Origin of the sequence: Burkholderia ambifaria AMMD (assembly GCF_000203915.1) — a bacterium.
Classification (GTDB): domain Bacteria; phylum Pseudomonadota; class Gammaproteobacteria; order Burkholderiales; family Burkholderiaceae; genus Burkholderia; species Burkholderia ambifaria.
Map to the genome: position 1 here is coordinate 909482 of NC_008390.1, position 18964 is coordinate 928445.

General features: G+C 66.7%; 15 protein-coding genes, 1 tRNA gene and 1 pseudogene. 10 read left to right on the forward strand and 7 right to left on the reverse strand.

The window, feature by feature from the left end; all coding sequences use genetic code 11:
• Window positions 1-85: 85 nt before the first annotated feature.
• The 3 genes from BAMB_RS04180 to zwf form a co-directional block, all read right to left on the reverse strand.
• Complete coding sequence (locus tag BAMB_RS04180) at window positions 86-2014, reverse strand: bifunctional transcriptional regulator/glucokinase (RefSeq protein WP_011656196.1); 1929 nt, start codon at window positions 2012-2014, stop codon at window positions 86-88.
• On the reverse strand, window positions 1992-2672 hold the full coding sequence (gene pgl / locus BAMB_RS04185; RefSeq protein WP_011656197.1) for a 6-phosphogluconolactonase: 681 nt from the start codon (window positions 2670-2672) through the stop codon (window positions 1992-1994). The genes BAMB_RS04180 and pgl overlap by 23 nt, the downstream gene beginning before the upstream one ends.
• Window positions 2673-2759: 87 nt before the next feature.
• Window positions 2760-4229 carry a glucose-6-phosphate dehydrogenase gene (gene zwf / locus BAMB_RS04190; RefSeq protein ID WP_011656198.1) on the reverse strand — a complete coding sequence of 490 codons (1470 nt, stop codon included), beginning with the start codon at window positions 4227-4229 and terminating at the stop codon, window positions 2760-2762.
• A 429-nt stretch (window positions 4230-4658) separates the two neighbouring features.
• Between zwf and BAMB_RS04195 the strand changes: the two genes are divergently transcribed.
• The 4 genes from BAMB_RS04195 (at window position 4659) to BAMB_RS04210 (ending at window position 9058) form a co-directional block, all read left to right on the forward strand.
• The gene (locus tag BAMB_RS04195) at window positions 4659-5906 is read left to right on the forward strand and encodes an ABC transporter substrate-binding protein (RefSeq protein ID WP_011656199.1); all 1248 of its coding nucleotides are present in this window, start codon (window positions 4659-4661) and stop codon (window positions 5904-5906) included.
• 138 nt (window positions 5907-6044) lie between these two features.
• The gene (locus tag BAMB_RS04200; RefSeq protein ID WP_011656200.1) at window positions 6045-6983 is read left to right on the forward strand and encodes a carbohydrate ABC transporter permease; all 939 of its coding nucleotides are present in this window, start codon (window positions 6045-6047) and stop codon (window positions 6981-6983) included.
• The gene (locus tag BAMB_RS04205) at window positions 6973-7830 is read left to right on the forward strand and encodes a carbohydrate ABC transporter permease (RefSeq protein WP_006750821.1); all 858 of its coding nucleotides are present in this window, start codon (window positions 6973-6975) and stop codon (window positions 7828-7830) included. The genes BAMB_RS04200 and BAMB_RS04205 overlap by 11 nt, the downstream gene beginning before the upstream one ends.
• 112 nt (window positions 7831-7942) lie before the next feature.
• Window positions 7943-9058, forward strand: coding sequence for an ABC transporter ATP-binding protein (locus BAMB_RS04210; protein WP_006750822.1), 1116 nt, complete (start codon window positions 7943-7945; stop codon window positions 9056-9058).
• Between the two features lie 90 nt (window positions 9059-9148).
• Here BAMB_RS04210 and BAMB_RS04215 read toward each other — a convergent pair whose 3' ends face one another.
• The 3 genes from BAMB_RS04215 to trxB all read right to left on the reverse strand — a co-directional run bounded on the left by BAMB_RS04215 (window position 9149) and on the right by trxB (window position 11637).
• Window positions 9149-9772 carry a trimeric intracellular cation channel family protein gene (locus tag BAMB_RS04215; RefSeq protein ID WP_006750823.1) on the reverse strand — a complete coding sequence of 208 codons (624 nt, stop codon included), beginning with the start codon at window positions 9770-9772 and terminating at the stop codon, window positions 9149-9151.
• Window positions 9759-10538: a Smr/MutS family protein gene (locus tag BAMB_RS04220; protein WP_011656201.1), complete on the reverse strand. Its 780-nt coding sequence runs from the start codon at window positions 10536-10538 to the stop codon at window positions 9759-9761. The genes BAMB_RS04215 and BAMB_RS04220 overlap by 14 nt, the downstream gene beginning before the upstream one ends.
• Window positions 10539-10674: 136 nt before the next feature.
• A complete protein-coding gene (trxB, locus tag BAMB_RS04225; RefSeq protein ID WP_041491107.1) occupies window positions 10675-11637 on the reverse strand; it encodes a thioredoxin-disulfide reductase in 963 nt (320 codons plus the stop codon).
• Between the two features lie 301 nt (window positions 11638-11938).
• On the opposite strand from trxB, the gene BAMB_RS04230 reads away from it, so the two are divergent.
• From BAMB_RS04230 to BAMB_RS04240, 3 genes are all read left to right on the forward strand, one after another.
• Window positions 11939-14248, forward strand: coding sequence for a DNA translocase FtsK (locus tag BAMB_RS04230; protein WP_011656203.1), 2310 nt, complete (start codon window positions 11939-11941; stop codon window positions 14246-14248).
• Window positions 14249-14294: 46 nt separating this feature from the next.
• Window positions 14295-14984: an outer membrane lipoprotein chaperone LolA gene (gene lolA, locus BAMB_RS04235; protein WP_011656204.1), complete on the forward strand. Its 690-nt coding sequence runs from the start codon at window positions 14295-14297 to the stop codon at window positions 14982-14984.
• Between the two features lie 266 nt (window positions 14985-15250).
• The gene (locus tag BAMB_RS04240) at window positions 15251-16561 is read left to right on the forward strand and encodes a replication-associated recombination protein A (protein ID WP_011656205.1); all 1311 of its coding nucleotides are present in this window, start codon (window positions 15251-15253) and stop codon (window positions 16559-16561) included.
• Between the two features lie 37 nt (window positions 16562-16598).
• Here BAMB_RS04240 and BAMB_RS04245 read toward each other — a convergent pair whose 3' ends face one another.
• Window positions 16599-16865, reverse strand: coding sequence for a DUF2164 domain-containing protein (locus BAMB_RS04245; protein ID WP_006750829.1), 267 nt, complete (start codon window positions 16863-16865; stop codon window positions 16599-16601).
• 261 nt (window positions 16866-17126) lie between these two features.
• Between BAMB_RS04245 and serS the strand changes: the two genes are divergently transcribed.
• From serS to BAMB_RS04260, 3 genes and pseudogenes are all read left to right on the forward strand, one after another.
• The gene (gene serS, locus BAMB_RS04250; protein ID WP_011656207.1) at window positions 17127-18428 is read left to right on the forward strand and encodes a serine--tRNA ligase; all 1302 of its coding nucleotides are present in this window, start codon (window positions 17127-17129) and stop codon (window positions 18426-18428) included.
• 114 nt (window positions 18429-18542) lie between these two features.
• Window positions 18543-18633: transfer RNA gene (locus tag BAMB_RS04255), tRNA-Ser, on the forward strand.
• Window positions 18634-18717: 84 nt separating this feature from the next.
• Window positions 18718-18942: pseudogene (locus BAMB_RS04260) on the forward strand (methyl-accepting chemotaxis sensory transducer); the annotation flags it as partial.
• Window positions 18943-18964 lie beyond the last annotated feature (22 nt).

Here is an 18964-nt window from a genome sequence, read left to right on the forward strand (position 1 = left end):
CATGAAAAAACGCCACCGCGCGATGCGTCGGTGGCGTTTTTTTTCGGGCGGTCGGAAAGTGGCGAGCGCCTGACCGTGTCGACCGTCAGTCGCGCGCCACGTCCTTCGCCGCCGGCGATGCGCCGTGGCTCAGCCAGTCGAGCACGTCGGCCGTTTCGTCGTCGCTCGCCCGTGCGCGCGCCTGCGCGACGGCCTCCGGCAATTCGCCGTTGGTCGACGCGCGACGGATCGCGACGCCGACCGCGAGGACGTCGATCATCAGCAGATGCAGGATCCGCGAGATCATCGACAGCTGCGACTCGCGCATCTCGATGTGGTCGGTCTCGAGCGCGACGGTCGCGCGCTTCGCGAGCGGCGTGTTGCTCGACGTGATCGCGATCACCTTCGCACCGGCCTGCATCGCGACCTCGAGCACGCGCAGCAGCTCGGGCGCGCGCCCCGACTTCGACACCGCGACGATCACGTCGCCCTTGCCGAGCAGCGCGGCCGACGCGGCCTGCATGTACAGGTCGCCGTACGCGATCGTCGGAATCCCGAAGCGGAAGAACTTGTAGTGCGCGTCCTGCGCGACGATGTTCGAATTGCCGAGCCCGTAGAACTCGATGCGGCGCGCGCCGTTCAGGATCTCGATCGCATTCTCGACGTGCTCGAAGTTCAGGTGTTCGCGCAGTTGCAGGATCGCGGACACCGTGTTGTCGAGCACCTTCGCGCCGAAGTCGGTGGCCGTGTCGCCGAGATGCACCTGGCTATGGCTCATCGGAATCGTGCCGGTGAGGCCGGTCGCGAGCTTCAGCTTGAAGTCCGACAAGCCCTGGCAGCCGAGCGAGCGGCAGAAGCGGATCACCGTCGGCTGGCTCACGTCCGCCTTGCGCGCGATGTCGACGATCGGATCGTTGATGATCGAGCGCGGATGGTTCAGCGCGAGATCGGCGACGCGGCGCTCCGCCGGCGTCAGCGCGTCGCGCATCTGGCGGATCCGCTCGAACACCGCCGACGACGCGCCGCCCGAACGGTTCGACAACTGCTCCGCGAGAATCGCCGATACGCCGAGGAACGCCGGATATTCGGCGGTGATCAGGTAGGTCGGGATGTTCTGCAGATAGTGCGTGAAACGGCCCTTCGCCTCGAAGCGCGCGCGGAACGACGAGCGCGTGAACAGTTCGCCGAGCTTCAGCGCGACGCCGCCGCCGATATAGACGCCGCCGAGCGCGCCGAGCGTCAGCGCGACGCTGCCCGCGAACGCGCCGAGAATCCCGCAGAAGCATTCGACCGCCTCGAGCGCGAGCGCTTCGCCTGCATGCGCGCGCTCGACGATCTCGACCGTGTCGACGTTCGCGGCGAGGCGCTTCTTGTCGCGCGCGGCGAGCGCACGATAGATGATCTCCATGCCGGGGCCCGCGCACACGCGTTCGAACGACACGTGCGGAAACTTCTTGCGCGCGTACTGCAGCACCAGATCCTCGCGCTCGTCCTGCGGCGCGAACGATGCATGGCCGCCTTCGCTGCCGAGCGCGATCCAGCGATCGTCGGCCGGAATCAGGCCGGACACGCCGAGCCCGGTGCCGGGCCCGAGCAGCCCGATCACGCTGTTCTGGCGGCGCGTGCCGCCGCCGATCTGCACGCGCTGCGCATCGGTGAGGCCGGGCAGCGCCATCGCGAGCGCGGTGAAGTCGTTGACGACGAGCAGCGTGTCGAAGCCGAGCGCGCGGCGCGTCGCCTCGATCGAGAAGCTCCAGTCGTGATTGGTCATCGTGACCTGGTCGCCGTCGACCGGGTTCGCGATCGCGATCGCCGCGTGGTTCACGCGGCTGATCTTCACGTCCTTCAGATACTTGCGGATCGCGTCGGTGATCGTCGGATAGTCGGCGCCGGGATAGACGCGGATCTGCGTGATCTCGCCCGGGCCGGTTTCCAGCGCGAAACGCGCGTTGGTGCCGCCGACGTCCGCGAGCAGGCGCGGGCCGTCGGCATGCTGGACCGCGACGACAGCCTTACTTTGCGCACCAGTAGACATCGAGCTGGGTCCCCTTGTCGTTGGCCAGGTGGGAAATCGCGTTCTTCTGCAGCGTGGCGGCCGCGGCGTCGAGCACGTCGCGTTTGCGGCTGCCCGCGATCAACAGGAAGAGCCGGTCGACGCGCTTCAGCGCATCGAGCGAAAAGCTCACGCGCGCATGCGGCGCGGCGCCGGGATGCACGGCGACGAAGCGCTCGGGCGTCGTGATCGCGTGGTCCCATTCGGGCGCGTCCGCGAAGATCGACGCGGTGTGGCCGTCTTCGCCCATGCCGAGCACGGCGACGGTCGGCACGCGGTAGTCGGCGTTCGCGTTCAGCGCGGCGACGTGCGCATCGAGCGCCGTGCTGGTGTCGACGAGCGGCAGGAAGCGGGCAGGGGCCGCCGCGTGCTGCAGCAGCGTGTCGCGCACGAGGTGCGCGTTGCTGGCCGCGTCGTCCTCCGGCACCCAGCGGTCGTCGACCAGCGTGACGTCGACGCCGGCCCAGTCGAGCGCCGCGTGCGACAGCGTTTGCAGGAACGGGCGCGGGCTCGTGCCGCCGGACACCGCGAGCGTCGGGCGCGCGGGGCCGCCGAGCGCGGCGCGCAGCGCCTCGCCCACGGCGCGCGCGAGCGCTTCGCTTTGCGCTTCCTGGGTGTCGAAAGCGTGAATCTCGATCACATCTCCTCCGGACTGCTTTGTCTGTTCAATTCGTATGAATCGTGGGGCACGTTGCCGCGCGCCAAGCGTGCACGGCAACGGTTTGCATCAATTTTCTTCTTCGAGCCAGCAGGTGCCGTGCTGCGCGAGCATCGCGCTCGCCGCGGCCGGCCCCCACGTGCCCGCCGCGTACGGCTTCGGCGGCTTCAGCGAGCGCGCCCATTCGTTCAGGATCGGCTCGACCCAGCGCCACGCGGCTTCCTGCTCGTCGCGGCGCACGAACAGCGCGAGGCGGCCGTTGATCACGTCGAGCAGCAGGCGCTGGTAGGCCTCCATCTGCCCTTCCTTGAAGAACTGGTCGAACGCGAGGTCGAGGTGCACGCTCGCGAGGTTCATCCCTTCGCCGGGCTGCTTCGCGAGGCAGTACAGGCGAATCGTCTCGTTCGGCTGCAACCGGATCACGAGGCGGTTCGCGCCGGCGCGCAGCGCGGTGGGCCCGAGCGCCGAGTGCGGCACCGGCCGGAAATTGACGACGATCTCCGCGACGCGGTCGGCGAGACGCTTGCCGGTGCGCAGGAAGAACGGCACGCCGGCCCAGCGCCAGTTCTCGATCTCGACCTTCAGCGCGACGAAGGTTTCGGTCTGGCTGTCGGGCTTCACGCCCGGCTCGGTCGCGTAGGCCGGCACCTGCGCGCCCTTGATCACGCCCGCATGATACTGGCCGCGCACCGCGACCTTGCCGATGTCGCGCGGATCGACCGCTTTCAGCGCACGCAGCACGCGCAGCTTCTCGTCGCGCACCGAGTCGGAATCCATCGAGTGCGGCGGCTCCATCGCGACGATCGACAGCAGTTGCAGCAGGTGGTTCTGCACCATGTCGCGCAGCGCGCCCGTATTGTCGTAGAAATCGCCGCGCGCCTCGACGCCGAGCTCCTCGGCGATCGTGATCTGGATGCTCTCGACCCATTCGCGGCGCCACAGCGGCTCGAACAGCGCATTGCCGAAGCGCAGCGCGAGCAGGTTCTGTACCGGCTCTTTCCCGAGATAGTGGTCGATCCGGTAGATCTGGTCTTCCGCGAAGATCTCGCCGACCGCGTCGTTGATCGCGTTCGACGAGCGCAGGTCGTAGCCGAGCGGCTTCTCGAGCACGATGCGCGCGCCTTCGTTCAGGCCGACCGACGCGAGCGCCTTGCAGATCGGCACGAACAGCGACGGCCCCGTCGCGAGATAGAACACGCGGATGCCGGGCAATTGTGCGACCGCGTCGCGCAGCACGGTGTAGTCCTCCGCGCGGCCGAGGTCGAGCTTCACGTATTCGATGCGCTCGAGGAAGGCTTGCCACGCGCTGTCGTCGAACGCCTTGCCGGCCGCCTTCGCCGCATGCGGCTTCACGTGCGTGTCGACCCACTCGAGATAGCCCGCCCGATCCGATTCGTGCCGCGCGACGGCAACGATCCGGCCGCCTTCCGCGAGCATGTTGCCGCGGTGCGCTTCGAACAGCGCGGGCAGGATCTTGCGCATCGACAGGTCGCCGGTGCCGCCGAAAAGTACGAAGGTAAAGCTGGAATCGGTATGCATGTGTCTCCGCCGGTTGGGGTGCTGGGAAGCGATCCGTAGTGCGATAAAAATATTTTTGACACTGAATTGTAGTTTAACTACAATCCGCCGCAAGGGGTAGCACCTGGGTGAAGAAAAAAAGAAGTGCGGTCGATGAACTGCGCGAGCTTCGCCTTCGGGAACGCCTTGTGCCGAATGTTATCGGACATTGACGGTGCGCATCGTCCGCGCGCCGTCGCCCCGGGCTCGCGCCGCGGTATCGCGGCGGGCCAGAAACACAATGAGGAGACACGCCGTTGAATCTCGATTCACGCTTTCTGTAAGAGCCCGGCCGGTCATCGGCCCCGTACGCTGCACGCGTCCCGCGGCTCGATTTCCCCGTCGTTTATCAAGAAGCCGGTTCCCGGTCAGGGAACCTCACGAGTTGATTCAGTCTGGAGGAGATAAGTAATGAAAGTTCGCTCGATCATGGGCGCGCTCTGCGCCGCGGGTCTGATGGCTGGCGCCGTGGCGGCGCAGGCGGCCGAGAACGTAACGGTGCTGCACTGGTGGACCTCGGGCGGCGAGTCGAAGGCCGTCGGCGTGCTGAAGGACGACCTCCAGAAGCAGGGCTACGTGTGGAAGGACTTCGCGGTCGCGGGCGGCGCGGGCGCGGCGGCCATGACCGCGCTGAAGACCAAGGTGATCAGCGGCGACTCCCCGTCGGCCGCGCAGATCAAGGGCCCGCTGATCCAGGACTGGGCCGATCAAGGCGTGCTCGTCAACATCGATTCCGCTGCCGGCGACTGGAAGCAGAACCTGCCGCCGGAAATCGACAAGATCATCAAGTACAAGGGCCATACCGTCGCCGCGCCGTTCTCGGTGCACCGCGTGAACTGGCTCTATATCAACAAGGCCGCGCTCGACAAGATCGGCGCGAAGGTGCCGACGACCTGGCCCGAGTTCTTCGCGGTGGCCGACAAGCTGAAGGCCGCGGGCATCCAGCCGGTCGCGATGGGCGGCCAGCCGTGGCAGGACCTGACGCTGTGGGAAGACGTCGTGCTGTCGCAGGGCCCGGCGTTCTACAAGAAGGCGCTCGTCGATCTCGACCAGGCCACGCTGAATTCGCCGCAGATGGTGTCGGTGTTCGACACGGTGCGCAAGATCCAGGGCTACTTCGACACGGGCCGCAACGGCCGTGACTGGAACCTCGCGACCGCGATGGTGATCAACGGCAAGGCCGGCATGCAGTTCATGGGCGACTGGGCGAAGGGCGAGTTCGAGAACGCGGGCAAGAAGGCCGGCAAGGACTATATCTGCGCAGCGGTGCCGGGCACGGCGAACTCGTACACGTTCAACGTCGACTCGTTCGTGTTCTTCCAGCAGAAGGGCCAGAAGGACGCGACGCCGGGCCAGCTCGCGCTCGCGAAGACGATCATGACGCCGGCCTTCCAGGAGCAGTTCAGCCTGCTGAAGGGTTCGGTGCCGGTACGCCTCGGCGTGAAGATGGACAAGTTCGACGACTGCGCGAAGAAGTCGTACGCCGACGAGCAGACCGCGATCAAGTCGGGCGGCTTCGTGCCGTCGCTCGCGCACGGAATGGCGCAGGGCGACGCGACGGCCGGCGCGATCACCGACGTCGTGACGAAGTTCATGAACTCGCAGCAGGATTCGAAGAGCGCGGTCGCCGCGCTCGCGAAAGCCGCGAAGGTGAAGTAAGGCGCAACGGGCGCCCGGCCGGAAACGCATCGTCGGCCGGGCGTTTTTGCATGTGCAGCAAACGGGCTCGCCCGCGGGCCCGCGCCGTACCCGGCGCCGGCCTGGCCTGCGCCGCCCTCGTTCCAGGAGTCGAATCAAGTGGCTGCCCCTCTTAGCGGAAACGGATCCGGCGCTGCCGTCGCGCGGCGCACGTCGCCGATGTCGGCCTTCGCCGATCGCTGGATTCCGAAGCTCGTGCTCGCGCCGAGCCTCGCGATCGCCGTGGTGTTCATCTACGGTTTCATCCTGATTACCGGCTATCTGTCGCTGACCAACTCGCGGCTGTTGCCGAACTACGAATTCGACGGCTTCGGCCGTTACTCGGACCTGTTCCAGAACGACGTGTGGTGGACCTCCGCCGCGAACCTCGGCTGGTTCGGGATTCCGTTCATCGCGATCTGCGTCGCGCTCGGGCTGTTCCTCGCGATCCTGCTCGACCAGCGCATCCGCAACGAAGGCGCGCTGCGCGCGATCTTCCTGTACCCGATGGCGCTGTCGTTCATCGTCACGGGTACCGCGTGGCAGTGGATCCTGAACCCGGGCCTCGGCCTGGAGAAGGTGATGCACGACTGGGGCTGGACGAGCTTCTCGTTCGGCTGGCTCGACGATCCGGACAAGGCGATCTTCTGTATCGTGATCGCCGCCGTGTGGCAGTCGACCGGCTTCGTGATGGCGCTGTTCCTCGCCGGGTTGCGCGGCGTCGACGCCGAGATCTTCAAGGCCGCGCAGGTCGACGGCGCGACGCTGCCGACCATCTACCGCAAGATCGTGATCCCGAGCATGCGCCCGGTGTTCTTCTCGGTGCTGCTGATCCTCTGCCACATCACGATCAAGACCTTCGACCTGGTCGTCGCGCTGACGGCGGGCGGCCCCGGCACGTCGTCGTCGCTGCCGGCCATGTTCATGTACACGTTTTCGTTCAACCGCGGCCAGCTCGGGCTCGGCGCGGCGTCGTCGGTGATGATGCTCGCGACCGTGGTCGCGGTGCTGGTGCCGCTGATGTATATGGAATCGAGGAGCACCCGCAATGCAGCCTAAGATGACGATCAGCCGGGCAGTGATCTATGCGGCGCTGATCCTGTTCGCGCTGTATTTCCTGTTCCCGATCTACGTGATGCTGTCGACGTCGTTCAAGGACCTCGACCAGCTTCGCACCGGCAACCTGCTGACGCCGCCGACGCACTGGACTTTCGATCCGTGGGTGAAGGCGTGGAGCGGCGCGTGTACCGGCGTGCGCTGCGACGGGATGAAGCCGTTCTTCCTGAATTCGCTGCAGATGGTGATTCCGGCCGTGCTGATCTCGTCGCTGATCGGCGCGTTCAACGGCTACGTGCTCACGCACTGGCGCTTTCGCGGCGCGGATGCGCTGTTCACGATGATGCTGGTCGGCTGCTTCATTCCGTTCCAGGTGATCCTGCTGCCGATGGCGCGCCTGCAGGGGATGCTCGGCCTCGCGAATACGATTCCGGGCCTGGTGTTCGTGCACGTCGTGTACGGCATCGCGTTCACGACGATGTTCTTCCGCAACTTCTACGTGAGCGTGCCGGCCGAGCTCGTGAAGGCCGCGCGCATCGACGGCGCGGGTTTCTTCACGATCTTCACGAAGATCCTGCTGCCCGTGTCGCTGCCGATCTTCATGGTGTGCCTGATCTGGCAATTCACGCAGATCTGGAATGACTTCCTGTTCGGGATCGTGTTCTCCGGCGTCGACTCGATGCCGATCACGGTCGCGCTGAACAACCTCGTCAACACGTCGACGGGCGTGAAGGAGTACAACGTCGACATGGCGGGCGCGATCATCGCCGCGCTGCCGACGCTGCTCGTCTACGTGGTCGCCGGCCGCTACTTCGTGCGCGGGCTGACGGCGGGCGCGGTGAAGGGGTAAGCGCGGTTTCATCCGATACGACGAACCGGCCGCGCGCGACGCGCGGCGCATCGAAACGAACCCGACGCGGCGCCGCAGGGCGCCGCGCGAGACGAGACAGAGGATTCACAGCATGGCAAGCCTTTCCATCCGTGACGTGTACAAGACCTACCCGAACGGGGTGCCGGTCCTGAAGGGTGTCGACATCGAGATCGAGGACGGACAGTTCCTGATCCTGGTCGGCGGGTCGGGCTGCGGGAAGTCGACGCTGCTCAACATGATCGCCGGCCTCGAGACCGTGACGAGCGGCGAGATCTGCATCGACGGCAAGGTCGTCAACGACCTGTCGCCGAAGGACCGCGACATCGCGATGGTGTTCCAGTCGTATGCGCTGTATCCGTCGATGACGGTGCGCGAGAACATCTCGTTCGGCCTGAACATCCGCAAGGTGCCCAAGAGCGAGCAGCAGCAGATCGTCGAGCGCGTATCGGCGATGCTGCAGATCCAGCACCTGCTCGACCGCAAGCCGGGCCAGCTGTCGGGTGGCCAGCGCCAGCGCGTCGCGATGGGCCGCGCACTGGCGCGCGATCCGTCGCTGTTCCTGTTCGACGAGCCGCTGTCGAACCTCGACGCGAAGCTGCGCATCGAGATGCGCGCCGAAATCAAGCTGCTGCACCAGCGTCTCGGCACGACGATCGTCTACGTGACGCACGACCAGATCGAGGCCATGACGCTCGGCGACCGGATCGCGGTGATGAAGGACGGTGTGGTCCAGCAGTTCGGCGCGCCGCAGGACATCTACGATTCGCCGTCGAACCTGTTCGTCGCGGGCTTCATCGGCGCGCCGCCGATGAACTTCATCAACGGCAAGCTGGTCGAGCAGGGCAGCGGGATCGCGCTCGAGATCGACACGGGCGTCAAGCGCGGTGCGCTCAACCTGCCGTTCGATGGCCAGCTGAAGTCGCACGTCGGCCGCGAGGTGATCCTCGGCCTGCGTCCGGAGCGCATCACCGACGTTCGCCACGCGCATAACGGCGACGCGTCGCACCTGCAGCCGTTCGACGTGCGCGTCGACGTGACCGAGCCGACCGGCCCCGACACGCACGTGTTCGCGCAGGTCAACGGCAAGCGGATCGTGAGCCGCGTGCATCCGGCCGCGAACCCGCAGCCCGATCAGACGCTGTCGCTGCTGTTCGACGTGTCGAAGGCGGTGCTGTTCGATCCGGCGTCGGAAGAGCGGATCGCGTGAGGCGGCATTTGCGCTGAACGAAAGAGAAGGGGCCGTCTGTGTGAACGGCCCCTTTCATTTTTGCATGTGGCGACGCGTGGCGTGGCGGCGTCAGTGCGGCAACCGCACGTCGAACTTGAACGTCGCGAGCCGCGCGACGAGGATGAAGCCGGTCGCGAACAGCACGCTGTACACCGAGTCGAACTGCAGCCACGCGAGCAGCAGGTAGAACCAGCAACCGACGAACGCGCAGGTCGCGTACGGCCGCGAATCGCGCAGGATCAGCGGGATGTCGTTGCACAGCACGTCGCGGATGATGCCGCCGACCACGCCGGTGATCACACCCATCATCACCGCGATGAAGCGCGGCATCTCGGCATCGAGCGCGATCGCGGTGCCCGAGATGCTGAAGATGCCGAGCCCGATCGCATCGGCCACCAGCAGCAGCCGCTCCGCCGACAGCCGCGACAGCATCCGCAGCACGATCGGCGCGAACAGCGCGAGCACGAAGATCGCGATCACGTAGTCGTCGTGGATGACCCAGTAGAACGGCCGGCGTTCGAGCAGGATGTCGCGCAGCGTGCCGCCGCCGAACGCGGTAGCGAGCGCGACGACGAACGTGCCGACCGAGTCGAGACGGTTCTTGCGCGCCTCGATGAAGCCCGAGATCGCGAAGGCGAGCGTCGCGATCGCTTCCAGTATCGAGATCGCGAGCGTCAGCCTAGGATGCGGCACGCGGCCCCCGATCGGCGGGGGCCGGCAGCGGCTGCAGCAGCAGGAGCACCGCGCCCGCGCCGCCGTCGTGGCTGCGCGCCTCGCAGAACGCGATCACTTCTTCCTTCTGCACGAGCCACGCGCGCACCTTGCCTTTCAGCACGGGCTCCTTGCCGATCGAGCCGAGCCCCTTGCCGTGGATCACGCGCAGGCAGCGCAGCCCCTTCTTGCCGGCTTCGCGGATGAATTCCGCGAGCGCGTCGCGCGCCTCGTCGCGCCGCATCCCGTGCAGGTCGAGCTGCGCCTGTACGATCCACGCGCCGCTGCGCAGCTTGCGCACGACCTCGCGGCTGATGCCGGCGCGGTGGTAATACAGCGATTCGTCGCTGTCGAGCAGCGTTTCCGGATCGAATTCGTCGGACAGCGTCGCGTTCAGCACGTCTTCCTCGTCGCGCTGCGTCTGCTTCGGCACCGGGTCGGGCGGCGTGCGGCCGGGCTTCGCGCGCGGCGGTGCGTTCAGCGGCTGGATCGCGCCGATTTCGTTGCGGAACAGGTTCGCGTCGGCTTCCGCCTGGCGCGCGACCTTCGCGGTTTCGACGCGGGCGCGCTCGCGGCGGTCGGCTTCGCCTTGCAGCGACTTGCGCAGCGCGCCGAGGCCGGCCAGACCCTGGCCGCGCAACGCGGCGGCATCGGGTGCGGGCGGGGGCGCGGCGGGCGCCGGGTTCGCGGGACGGGCGGCGATCTGCCGCTTCGCGGGATCGCTCGGATGGGGCTGGTTCTTCGCCATGATTCGGTAACCGGGGCAGGCGCGTTCGGACGCGCGGGCACAAAAAAGCCGCTGCACGGCGGCAGCGGCTTTCCGGTCAAGCCTGCTTCGCGGCAGCGGACGCCATTGTAGCGCCCGGCGGCCGAACGCTTGACGCTTACTTCTTGTCGTGCAGGCCTTCGAGGTAGCGCTGCGCGTCGAGCGCGGCCATGCAGCCCGTGCCGGCGCTGGTGATTGCCTGGCGGTACACGTTGTCCTGCACGTCGCCGGCGGCGAATACGCCCGGCACGCTGGTCGACGTCGCGTTGCCGTGCAGGCCGCTCTTCGTCAGGATGTAACCGTCCTTCATCTCGAGCTGGCCCTGGAACAGGTCGGTGTTCGGCTTGTGGCCGATCGCGACGAACACGCCCTGCACGTTGAGGTCCTGCGTCGCGCCGGTCTTCACGTTCTTGATGCGCAGCCCCGTGACGCCCGATTCCTCGCCCGTCACTTCGTCGAGCACGTGATCCCACTTGATGTCGACGACGCCTTCCTTTTCCTTCTCCAGCAGGCGGTCGATCAGGATCGGCTCGGCGCGGAACTTGTCGCGGCGGTGAATCACCGTGACCTTCTTCGCGATGCCCGTCAGGTAGAGCGCTTCCTCGACGGCCGTGTTGCCGCCGCCGATCACCGCGACTTCCTGGTTGCGATAGAAGAAGCCGTCGCACGTCGCGCAGGCCGACACACCCTTGCCCATGAAGGCTTCCTCGGACGGCAGGCCGAGATACTGCGCGGACGCGCCGGTCGCGATGATCAGCGAGTCGCACGTGTATTCGCCCGAATCGCCGATCAGCCGGATCGGCTGTTCGTGCAGTTTCGCGGTGTGGATGTGATCGAATACGATTTCGGTGTTGAAGCGCTCGGCGTGCTCCTGGAAGCGCGCCATCAGTTCCGGGCCTTGCACGCCCTTTGCGTCCGCCGGCCAGTTTTCGACATCGGTCGTCGTCATCAGCTGGCCGCCCTGCGCGATGCCGGTGACGAGCACCGGGGACAGGTTGGCGCGTGCCGCGTAGACGGCAGCCGTGTAGCCGGCGGGGCCGGAACCGAGAATCAGGACTTTGGCGTGTTTGGGCGTGGACATGTGCGAATCCGTAAAAGGCGGCCGCGGCGGGCGGGATAAGGCTCGCCGGACGGTCTGGGTTGACCGGGATGCCGTCATAGATGGGTATCAGACGCGCATTATAAAGGCCCCGTTGCTGCACTGCCGAACGAGAGTTTCAATCGTGGCGATAGCGTTTGCCGGCAGGCGGCGCGCGGCGCGGCTTCACGCACCCGGCCCTCTTATGTAACCGTCATTTACACTTGGCGGCCCGGTGCAGCGTTTACAATGAGCGCGATCGAACGACAGGCGGGCCCGCGGCCCGTCCTCTTTATACGGATTCATGGCAAAAGCTCCTTATTCCGCCCAGGCACAGGCGTTGCCGCACCGGATGTCGAAGCTCCTCACGGAGATCCGCTGGATTCTCCAGGTCGCGCTCTGCGCTTTTCTGGTGATGGCCCTGTTGAGCTACAGCCGGCGCGATCCGAGCTGGACGCACGCGGCGCAGGTGGACCACATCTCGAACTGGGCCGGCCGCGTGGGCGCGTGGACGGCCGACATCATCCTGCTGCTGTTCGGCCTGTCGGCCTACTGGCTGATCGTGCCGCTCGGACGGCGCATCGCGGTCAACTACCGGCGCATCACGCGTCACGAGGCGGTCGTCGACGAACCGGAGCGGCCGATCGGCTGGCTCACCGAGATCTTCGCGTTCGTGCTCGTCGTGCTCGCGTGCGACGGCATCGAGGCGCTGCGGATGTGGTCGCTGAAGGTGCAGTTGCCGCGCGCGCCGGGCGGCGTGATCGGCGAGGCCGTGGCCGGCGCGATGTCGCACGCGTTCGGCTTCACCGGCGGCACGCTGCTGCTCCTGATCGCGCTCGCGATCGGCCTGTCGCTGTATTTCCGCTTCTCGTGGCTGTCGGTCGCCGAGCGCGTCGGCGGCGCGATCCTGTCTGCCGTGAACGTCGCGAAGCTGCGCCGTGAGGCCGAGCGCGACCGCAAGCTCGGCGAGGCCGCGGCCGTGCGCCGCGAAGGCAAGGTCGAGGAGGAGCGCGTGCGCATCGAGGATCACGAGCCCGTGACGATCGTGCCGCCGGTCGTCACGCCGGCGAAGTCCGAGCGCGTCGAGCGCGAGCGTCAGGTGCCGCTCTTCACCGACTTGCCGGGCGATTCGACGCTGCCGCCGGTGTCGCTGCTCGATCCCGCGCCGAAGACGCAGGAAGCGATTTCCGCCGATACGCTCGAATTCACGTCGCGGCTGATCGAGAAGAAGCTGAAGGATTTCGGCGTCGAGGCGAGCGTCGTGGCCGCGTATCCGGGCCCGGTCGTCACGCGCTACGAGATCGAGCCGGCCACCGGCGTGAAGGGCAGCCAGATCGTCAACCTCGCGAAGGATCTCGCGCGTTCGCTGTCGCTCGTGTCGATCCGCGTGGTCGAGACGATCCCCGGCAAGAACTACATGGCGCTCGAGCTGCCGAACCAGCGCCGCCAGACGGTGCACCTGTCCGAGATCATCGGTTCTGAAGTCTATGCGGCCGCATCGTCGGCGCTGACCCTGAGCCTCGGCAAGGACATCGGCGGCAAGCCGGTGTGCGCGGATCTCGCGAAGATGCCGCACTTGCTGGTTGCGGGCACGACCGGTTCGGGCAAGTCGGTCGGGATCAACGCAATGATCCTGTCGCTGCTGTACAAGGCGACCGCCGAGCAGGTGCGCCTGATCCTGATCGATCCGAAGATGCTCGAAATGAGCGTCTACGAAGGCATTCCGCACCTGCTGTGCCCGGTCGTCACCGACATGCGCCAGGCCGGCCATGCGCTGAACTGGACGGTCGCGGAGATGGAGCGCCGCTACAAGCTGATGAGCAAGCTCGGCGTGCGCAACCTCGCCGGCTACAACAACAAGATCGACGACGCGGCGAAGCGCGAGGAAAAGATTCCGAATCCGTTCAGCCTGACGCCGGACGATCCCGAGCCGCTCGGCCGCCTGCCGAACATCGTCGTCGTGATCGACGAGCTCGCCGACCTGATGATGGTCGTCGGCAAGAAGGTCGAGGAGCTGATCGCGCGGATCGCGCAGAAGGCGCGCGCGGCCGGCATTCACCTGATCCTCGCGACGCAGCGTCCGTCCGTCGACGTGATCACCGGCCTGATCAAGGCGAACGTGCCGACGCGGATCGCGTTCCAGGTGTCGTCGAAGATCGACTCGCGCACGATTCTCGACCAGATGGGCGCCGAATCGCTGCTCGGGATGGGCGACATGCTGTACCTGCCGCCGGGCAGCGGGCTGCCGGTGCGCGTGCACGGCGCGTTCGTCGCCGACGATGAAGTGCATCGCGTCGTCGAGAAGCTCAAGGAGCACGGCGAGCCGAACTACGTCGAAGGGCTGCTCGAGGGCGGCACCGCCGACGGCGACGAGGGGTCGGCCGGCGCGGGAACCGGTGAAGGCGGCAACGAGTCTGATCCGCTGTACGACCAGGCGGTCGAGATCGTCATCAAGAACCGCCGCGCGTCGATTTCGCTCGTGCAGCGCCATCTGCGGATCGGCTATAACCGCGCGGCGCGGCTGCTCGAGCAGATGGAACAGTCGGGGCTCGTGTCGGCGATGTCGTCGAGCGGCAACCGCGAAATTCTTGTGCCGGCGCGCGACGCGGAATGAGTCCGCGGCGCCCGCGGCGCCGGCCACCCACGGAGAAAACCGCAATATGCAGCAACATTCGTTTGCATTGTCCCTTCGTTCGACGCGGCGCTGGCTCGGCGCGGCGCTCGCCGGCGCATCGCTGATGCTCGCGGCGACGCACGCGTTCGCGAGCGGCACCGAGCAACTGAAGGCCTTCGTGTCGCAGGTGCGTTCGGCGAAGGGCGAATTCACGCAGCAGATCGTCAAGGCGCCGAGCAAGGGCGCGAGCGCCGCGCAGGCCGCGCCGAAGCCGAACGACAATTCGAGCGGCACGTTCGTGTTCTCGCGTCCGGGCAAGTTCATCTGGACGTACCAGAAGCCGTACCAGCAGGTGCTGCAGGCCGACGGCGACAAGCTGTACGTGTACGACCGCGACCTGAACCAGGTCACCGAGCGCAAGCTGAACGGCGCGCTGGGCGCGAGCCCGGCCGCGATCCTGTTCGGCAGCAACGATCTCGACAAGAACTACACGCTGCGCGATGCGGGCGAGAAGGGCGGGATCGACTGGCTCGAGATGCTGCCGAAGGCGCAGGACACGCAGTTCCAGCGGATCGGCATCGGGTTCCGCAACGGCACGCTCGCCGCGATGGAGCTGCACGACGTGTTCGGCAACGTCACGCTGCTCACGTTCACGAACATCCAGACGAATCCGCCGCTGAGGGGCGATACGTTCAAGTTCGTCGTGCCGAAGGGCGCGGACGTGATCAACGGCTGACGGCGTCGCACCGGTGTTCGGACACGGGCCTGCCGGCGACGGCAGGCCCGTGTTGTTTGGGGGCGCGGGCACTGGGCGCCAGGCACTGGGCGTGGGCGCGGGCACCGGCGCCGGGCACCGGGCGCGGGCACCGGGCGTGGGCACCGGCGCCGGGCACCGCGCGCGGGCGCCCGACCCCCGCCCCCGGCGGCGCAGTCGCGCGGCTGTCATAATATTGGGTCCGGCGGCCCGTTCGGCCGCCATTGTCTGATCTGGAGCGAGGGTTCATGTCCGACCTGTTTCAAGTCGAGCCGCGCCGGCCGCTCGCCGAGGCGCTGCGGCCCAAGACGCTCGCCGAGGTGATCGGCCAGACGCATCTGCTGGGCGAAGGCAAGCCGCTGCGGCTCGCGTTCGAATCCGGCAAGCCGCATTCGATGATCCTGTGGGGGCCGCCCGGCGTCGGCAAGACGACGCTCGCGCGCCTCACCGCGCTCGCGTTCGACTGCGAGTTCATCGCGCTGTCCGCGGTGCTCGGCGGCGTGAAGGACATTCGCGAGTCGATGGAGCAGGCGAAGGACACGCTGAACCGCACCGGCCGCCACACGATCCTGTTCGTCGACGAAATCCACCGCTTCAACAAGGGGCAGCAGGATGCGCTGCTGCCGTTCGTCGAGTCGGGGCTCGTGACGTTCATCGGCGCGACGACCGAGAATCCGAGCTTCGAAGTCAACTCGGCGCTGCTGTCGCGCGCGCAGGTGTACGTGCTGCAGTCGCTGAGCGACGACGAGATGCGTCAGTTGCTCAAGCGTGCGCAGGAAATCGCGCTCGACGGCCTCGCGTTCGACGACAAGGCGGTCGATACGCTCATCGGTTACGCGGACGGCGACGCGCGGCGCTTCCTGAACCTGCTCGAGCAGGCGCAGACGGCTGCTGCTTCCTCCCGAATCACGACCATCGATGCCGATTTCGTCAGCAGCGCGATGACGCTGAACGCGCGGCGCTTCGACAAGGGCGGTGACAATTTCTACGATCAGATCTCGGCGCTGCACAAGTCGGTGCGGGGTTCGAGCCCGGACGGCGCGCTGTACTGGTTCTGCCGGATGATCGACGGCGGCGCGGATCCGAAATATCTCGCGCGCCGCATCGTGCGGATGGCGTGGGAAGACATCGGTCTGGCCGACCCGCGCGCGCTGCAGGTGGCGAACGACGCGGCCGAGACCTACGAGCGGCTCGGTTCCCCCGAAGGCGAGCTGGCGCTCGGGCAAGCGGTGATCTACCTCGCGTGCGCGGCGAAGAGCAACGCGGGCTACAACGCGTTCAACCAGGCGATGGCGTTCGTCAAGCAGGACAAGTCGCGCGAGGTGCCCGTGCATCTGCGCAATGCGCCGACCAAGCTGATGAAGGAACTCGGCTACGGTCATGCGTATCGCTACGCGCACGACGAGCCGAACGCCTATGCGGCCGGCGAGACCTATCTGCCGGAAGGCATGCGCGAGCCGCGCTGGTACAAGCCGGTGCCGCGCGGGCTCGAAGCGAAGATCGCCGACAAGCTCGCGTGGCTGCGCGAGCTCGACCGCGAGGCCGGCAAGAAGGACTGACCGGCCGCACGCGGTGGCGCGCGCTGCGCCCGGTGCGTCAGCGCTTGCGGCCCGGCTGCTTCTTCCAGTACTCGAACGGCTCCGCGTGGCATTCGATGTCGAGTTCGGCGACGCGTGCGTGCAGGCGCTCCTGCGCATCGGCGATCGCGAGGTTGTAGATCGCCGGCGCGATTTCCTCGACGAAGAAGTGCAGCAGTGCGCCGGCCTGGATGTTGCCGATCGGCTCGTCCATGTTTTCTGTGAAATAGCGTTGCAGCGACGCGATCGCGCGGTCGCGGACATCCTTGTCCAGCTCGATGGCCATCGGGTTCCCTCGGGTGATGGTGATGCGAAGGCGGGTGTGTGGCCCGCCGCTTTGCGCTCGGCCGGCCCGGCCGGCGCGGCTGTCGCGCGCTGCGCAGCAACGCTGCACGACGGGCTGCGCAGGGCTGCCGACGCGCAGGCCGGCAATGCGATACTGCCACGTCAGTCGCGCGTTTGCGCCACTGTCCGTTCGGCCAATGCCGTGGCGAGCGCGCGGTGCGTTAGAATTCCCGTCTTACACAACGATTTCCCAAGTCCTCCCATGCTCGACATCCAGTTGCTGCGCAAAGACCTCGACGGCGTCGCGAAGCGCCTCGCCGATCGCGGCTACACCCTCGACGTCGCCGCGTTTTCCGCCCTCGAAGCGGAACGCCGCGCGATCCAGACCCGTACCGAAGAGCTCCAGGCGCGCCGCAACAGCCTGTCGAAGCAGATCGGCGCGATGAAGGGGAAGGGCGAGGACACGTCGGCCGTGATGGCCGAAGTCGGCGGCATTGGCGACGAGATGAAGGCGTCGGAGGCCAAGCTCGGCGAGATCCAGACGCGTCTGTCCGACCTGATGCTGGGCATGCCGAACATCGCGCACGAAAGCGTGCCGGTCGGCAAGGACGAAGCCGACAACGTCGAGGTGCGCCGCTGGGGCACGCCGCGCGAGTTCGACTTCGCGGTGAAGGATCACGTCGACGTCGGCACCCCGCTCGGTCTCGATTTCGAAACCGGCGCGAAGCTCGCCGGCGCACGCTTCACGATGCTGCGCGGCTCGATCGCACGCCTGCACCGCGCGCTCGCGCAGTTCATGATCGACACGCACACGCTGCAGCACGGCTACACCGAGACGTACACGCCGTACATCGTCAATCCCGAGATCCTGTACGGCACGGGCCAGCTGCCGAAGTTCGCGGACGACATGTTCCGCGTCGAGAAGGGCGGCGGCGAGAACACGATCACGCAATACCTGATCTCGACGTCCGAGATTTCGCTGACGAACACCGTGCGCGAATCGATCGTCGAAGGCTCCGCGCTGCCGATCAAGCTGACCGCGCATTCGCCGTGCTTCCGCTCGGAAGCCGGCTCGTACGGCCGCGACACGCGCGGGATGATCCGCCAGCACCAGTTCGACAAGGTCGAGATGGTGCAGGTCGTCGCGCCCGACGCATCGTACGCGGCGCTCGACGAGATGGTCGGCCACGCGGAAGCGATCCTGCAGAAGCTCGGCCTGCCGTACCGCGTCGTGGCGCTGTGCACCGGCGACATGGGTTTCTCTGCCGCGAAGACGTTCGACCTCGAAGTGTGGCTGCCCGCGCAGAACACCTATCGCGAGATCTCGAGCTGCTCGAACACCGAGGCGTTCCAGGCGCGCCGGATGCAGGCGCGGTTCCGCAATGCGCAGGGCAAGCCGGAACTCGTGCATACGCTGAACGGCTCGGGGCTGGCCGTCGGCCGCACGCTTGTCGCGGTGCTGGAGAACTACCAGAATGCGGATGGCTCGGTCACGGTGCCGGAAGCACTGCGTCCGTACATGGGCGGCATGGAACGTATCGACGCGCCTGCTCAGGTGTCGTAACGCGGGCTTCAAACCCTTCGCAAAAAATTTGCAGAAAGGGCTTGTCAGCGAGGAATCGATCGTCTTATAATCTTTTTCTCGCGGAAACGACCAGCCGTGAGATGCAGCAAGGAAGGAGAGGTGGCAGAGTGGTCGAATGTACCTGACTCGAAATCAGGCGTACGGTTTCCCCGTACCGTGGGTTCGAATCCCACCCTCTCCGCCAAAATACGAAGCCCCGTGATCCGAAAGGATCACGGGGTTTTTCGTTTTGGTCGCCGCTTTCATGTGCGCGGCTGTGTCGATGCCGGCGTACGGCCGAGACCGCACGATCGTCGGCAAGATCTCGTCCGCATCGCAGGAGCAGAGCGGTGGCATCCAGCAGGCGAACGTCGCGGTCACGCAGATGGATGAAGCGACGCAGCGCAACGCGGCGCTGGTCGAACAGGCGTCGGCCGCGACGCAGGCGCTGGCCGAGCAGGCGAGCGCGCTGCGGCACGCGGTCGCCGTGTTCAGGCTGCCGCAAGCCGCGTGACGATCTCGCCGACGACCGCGAC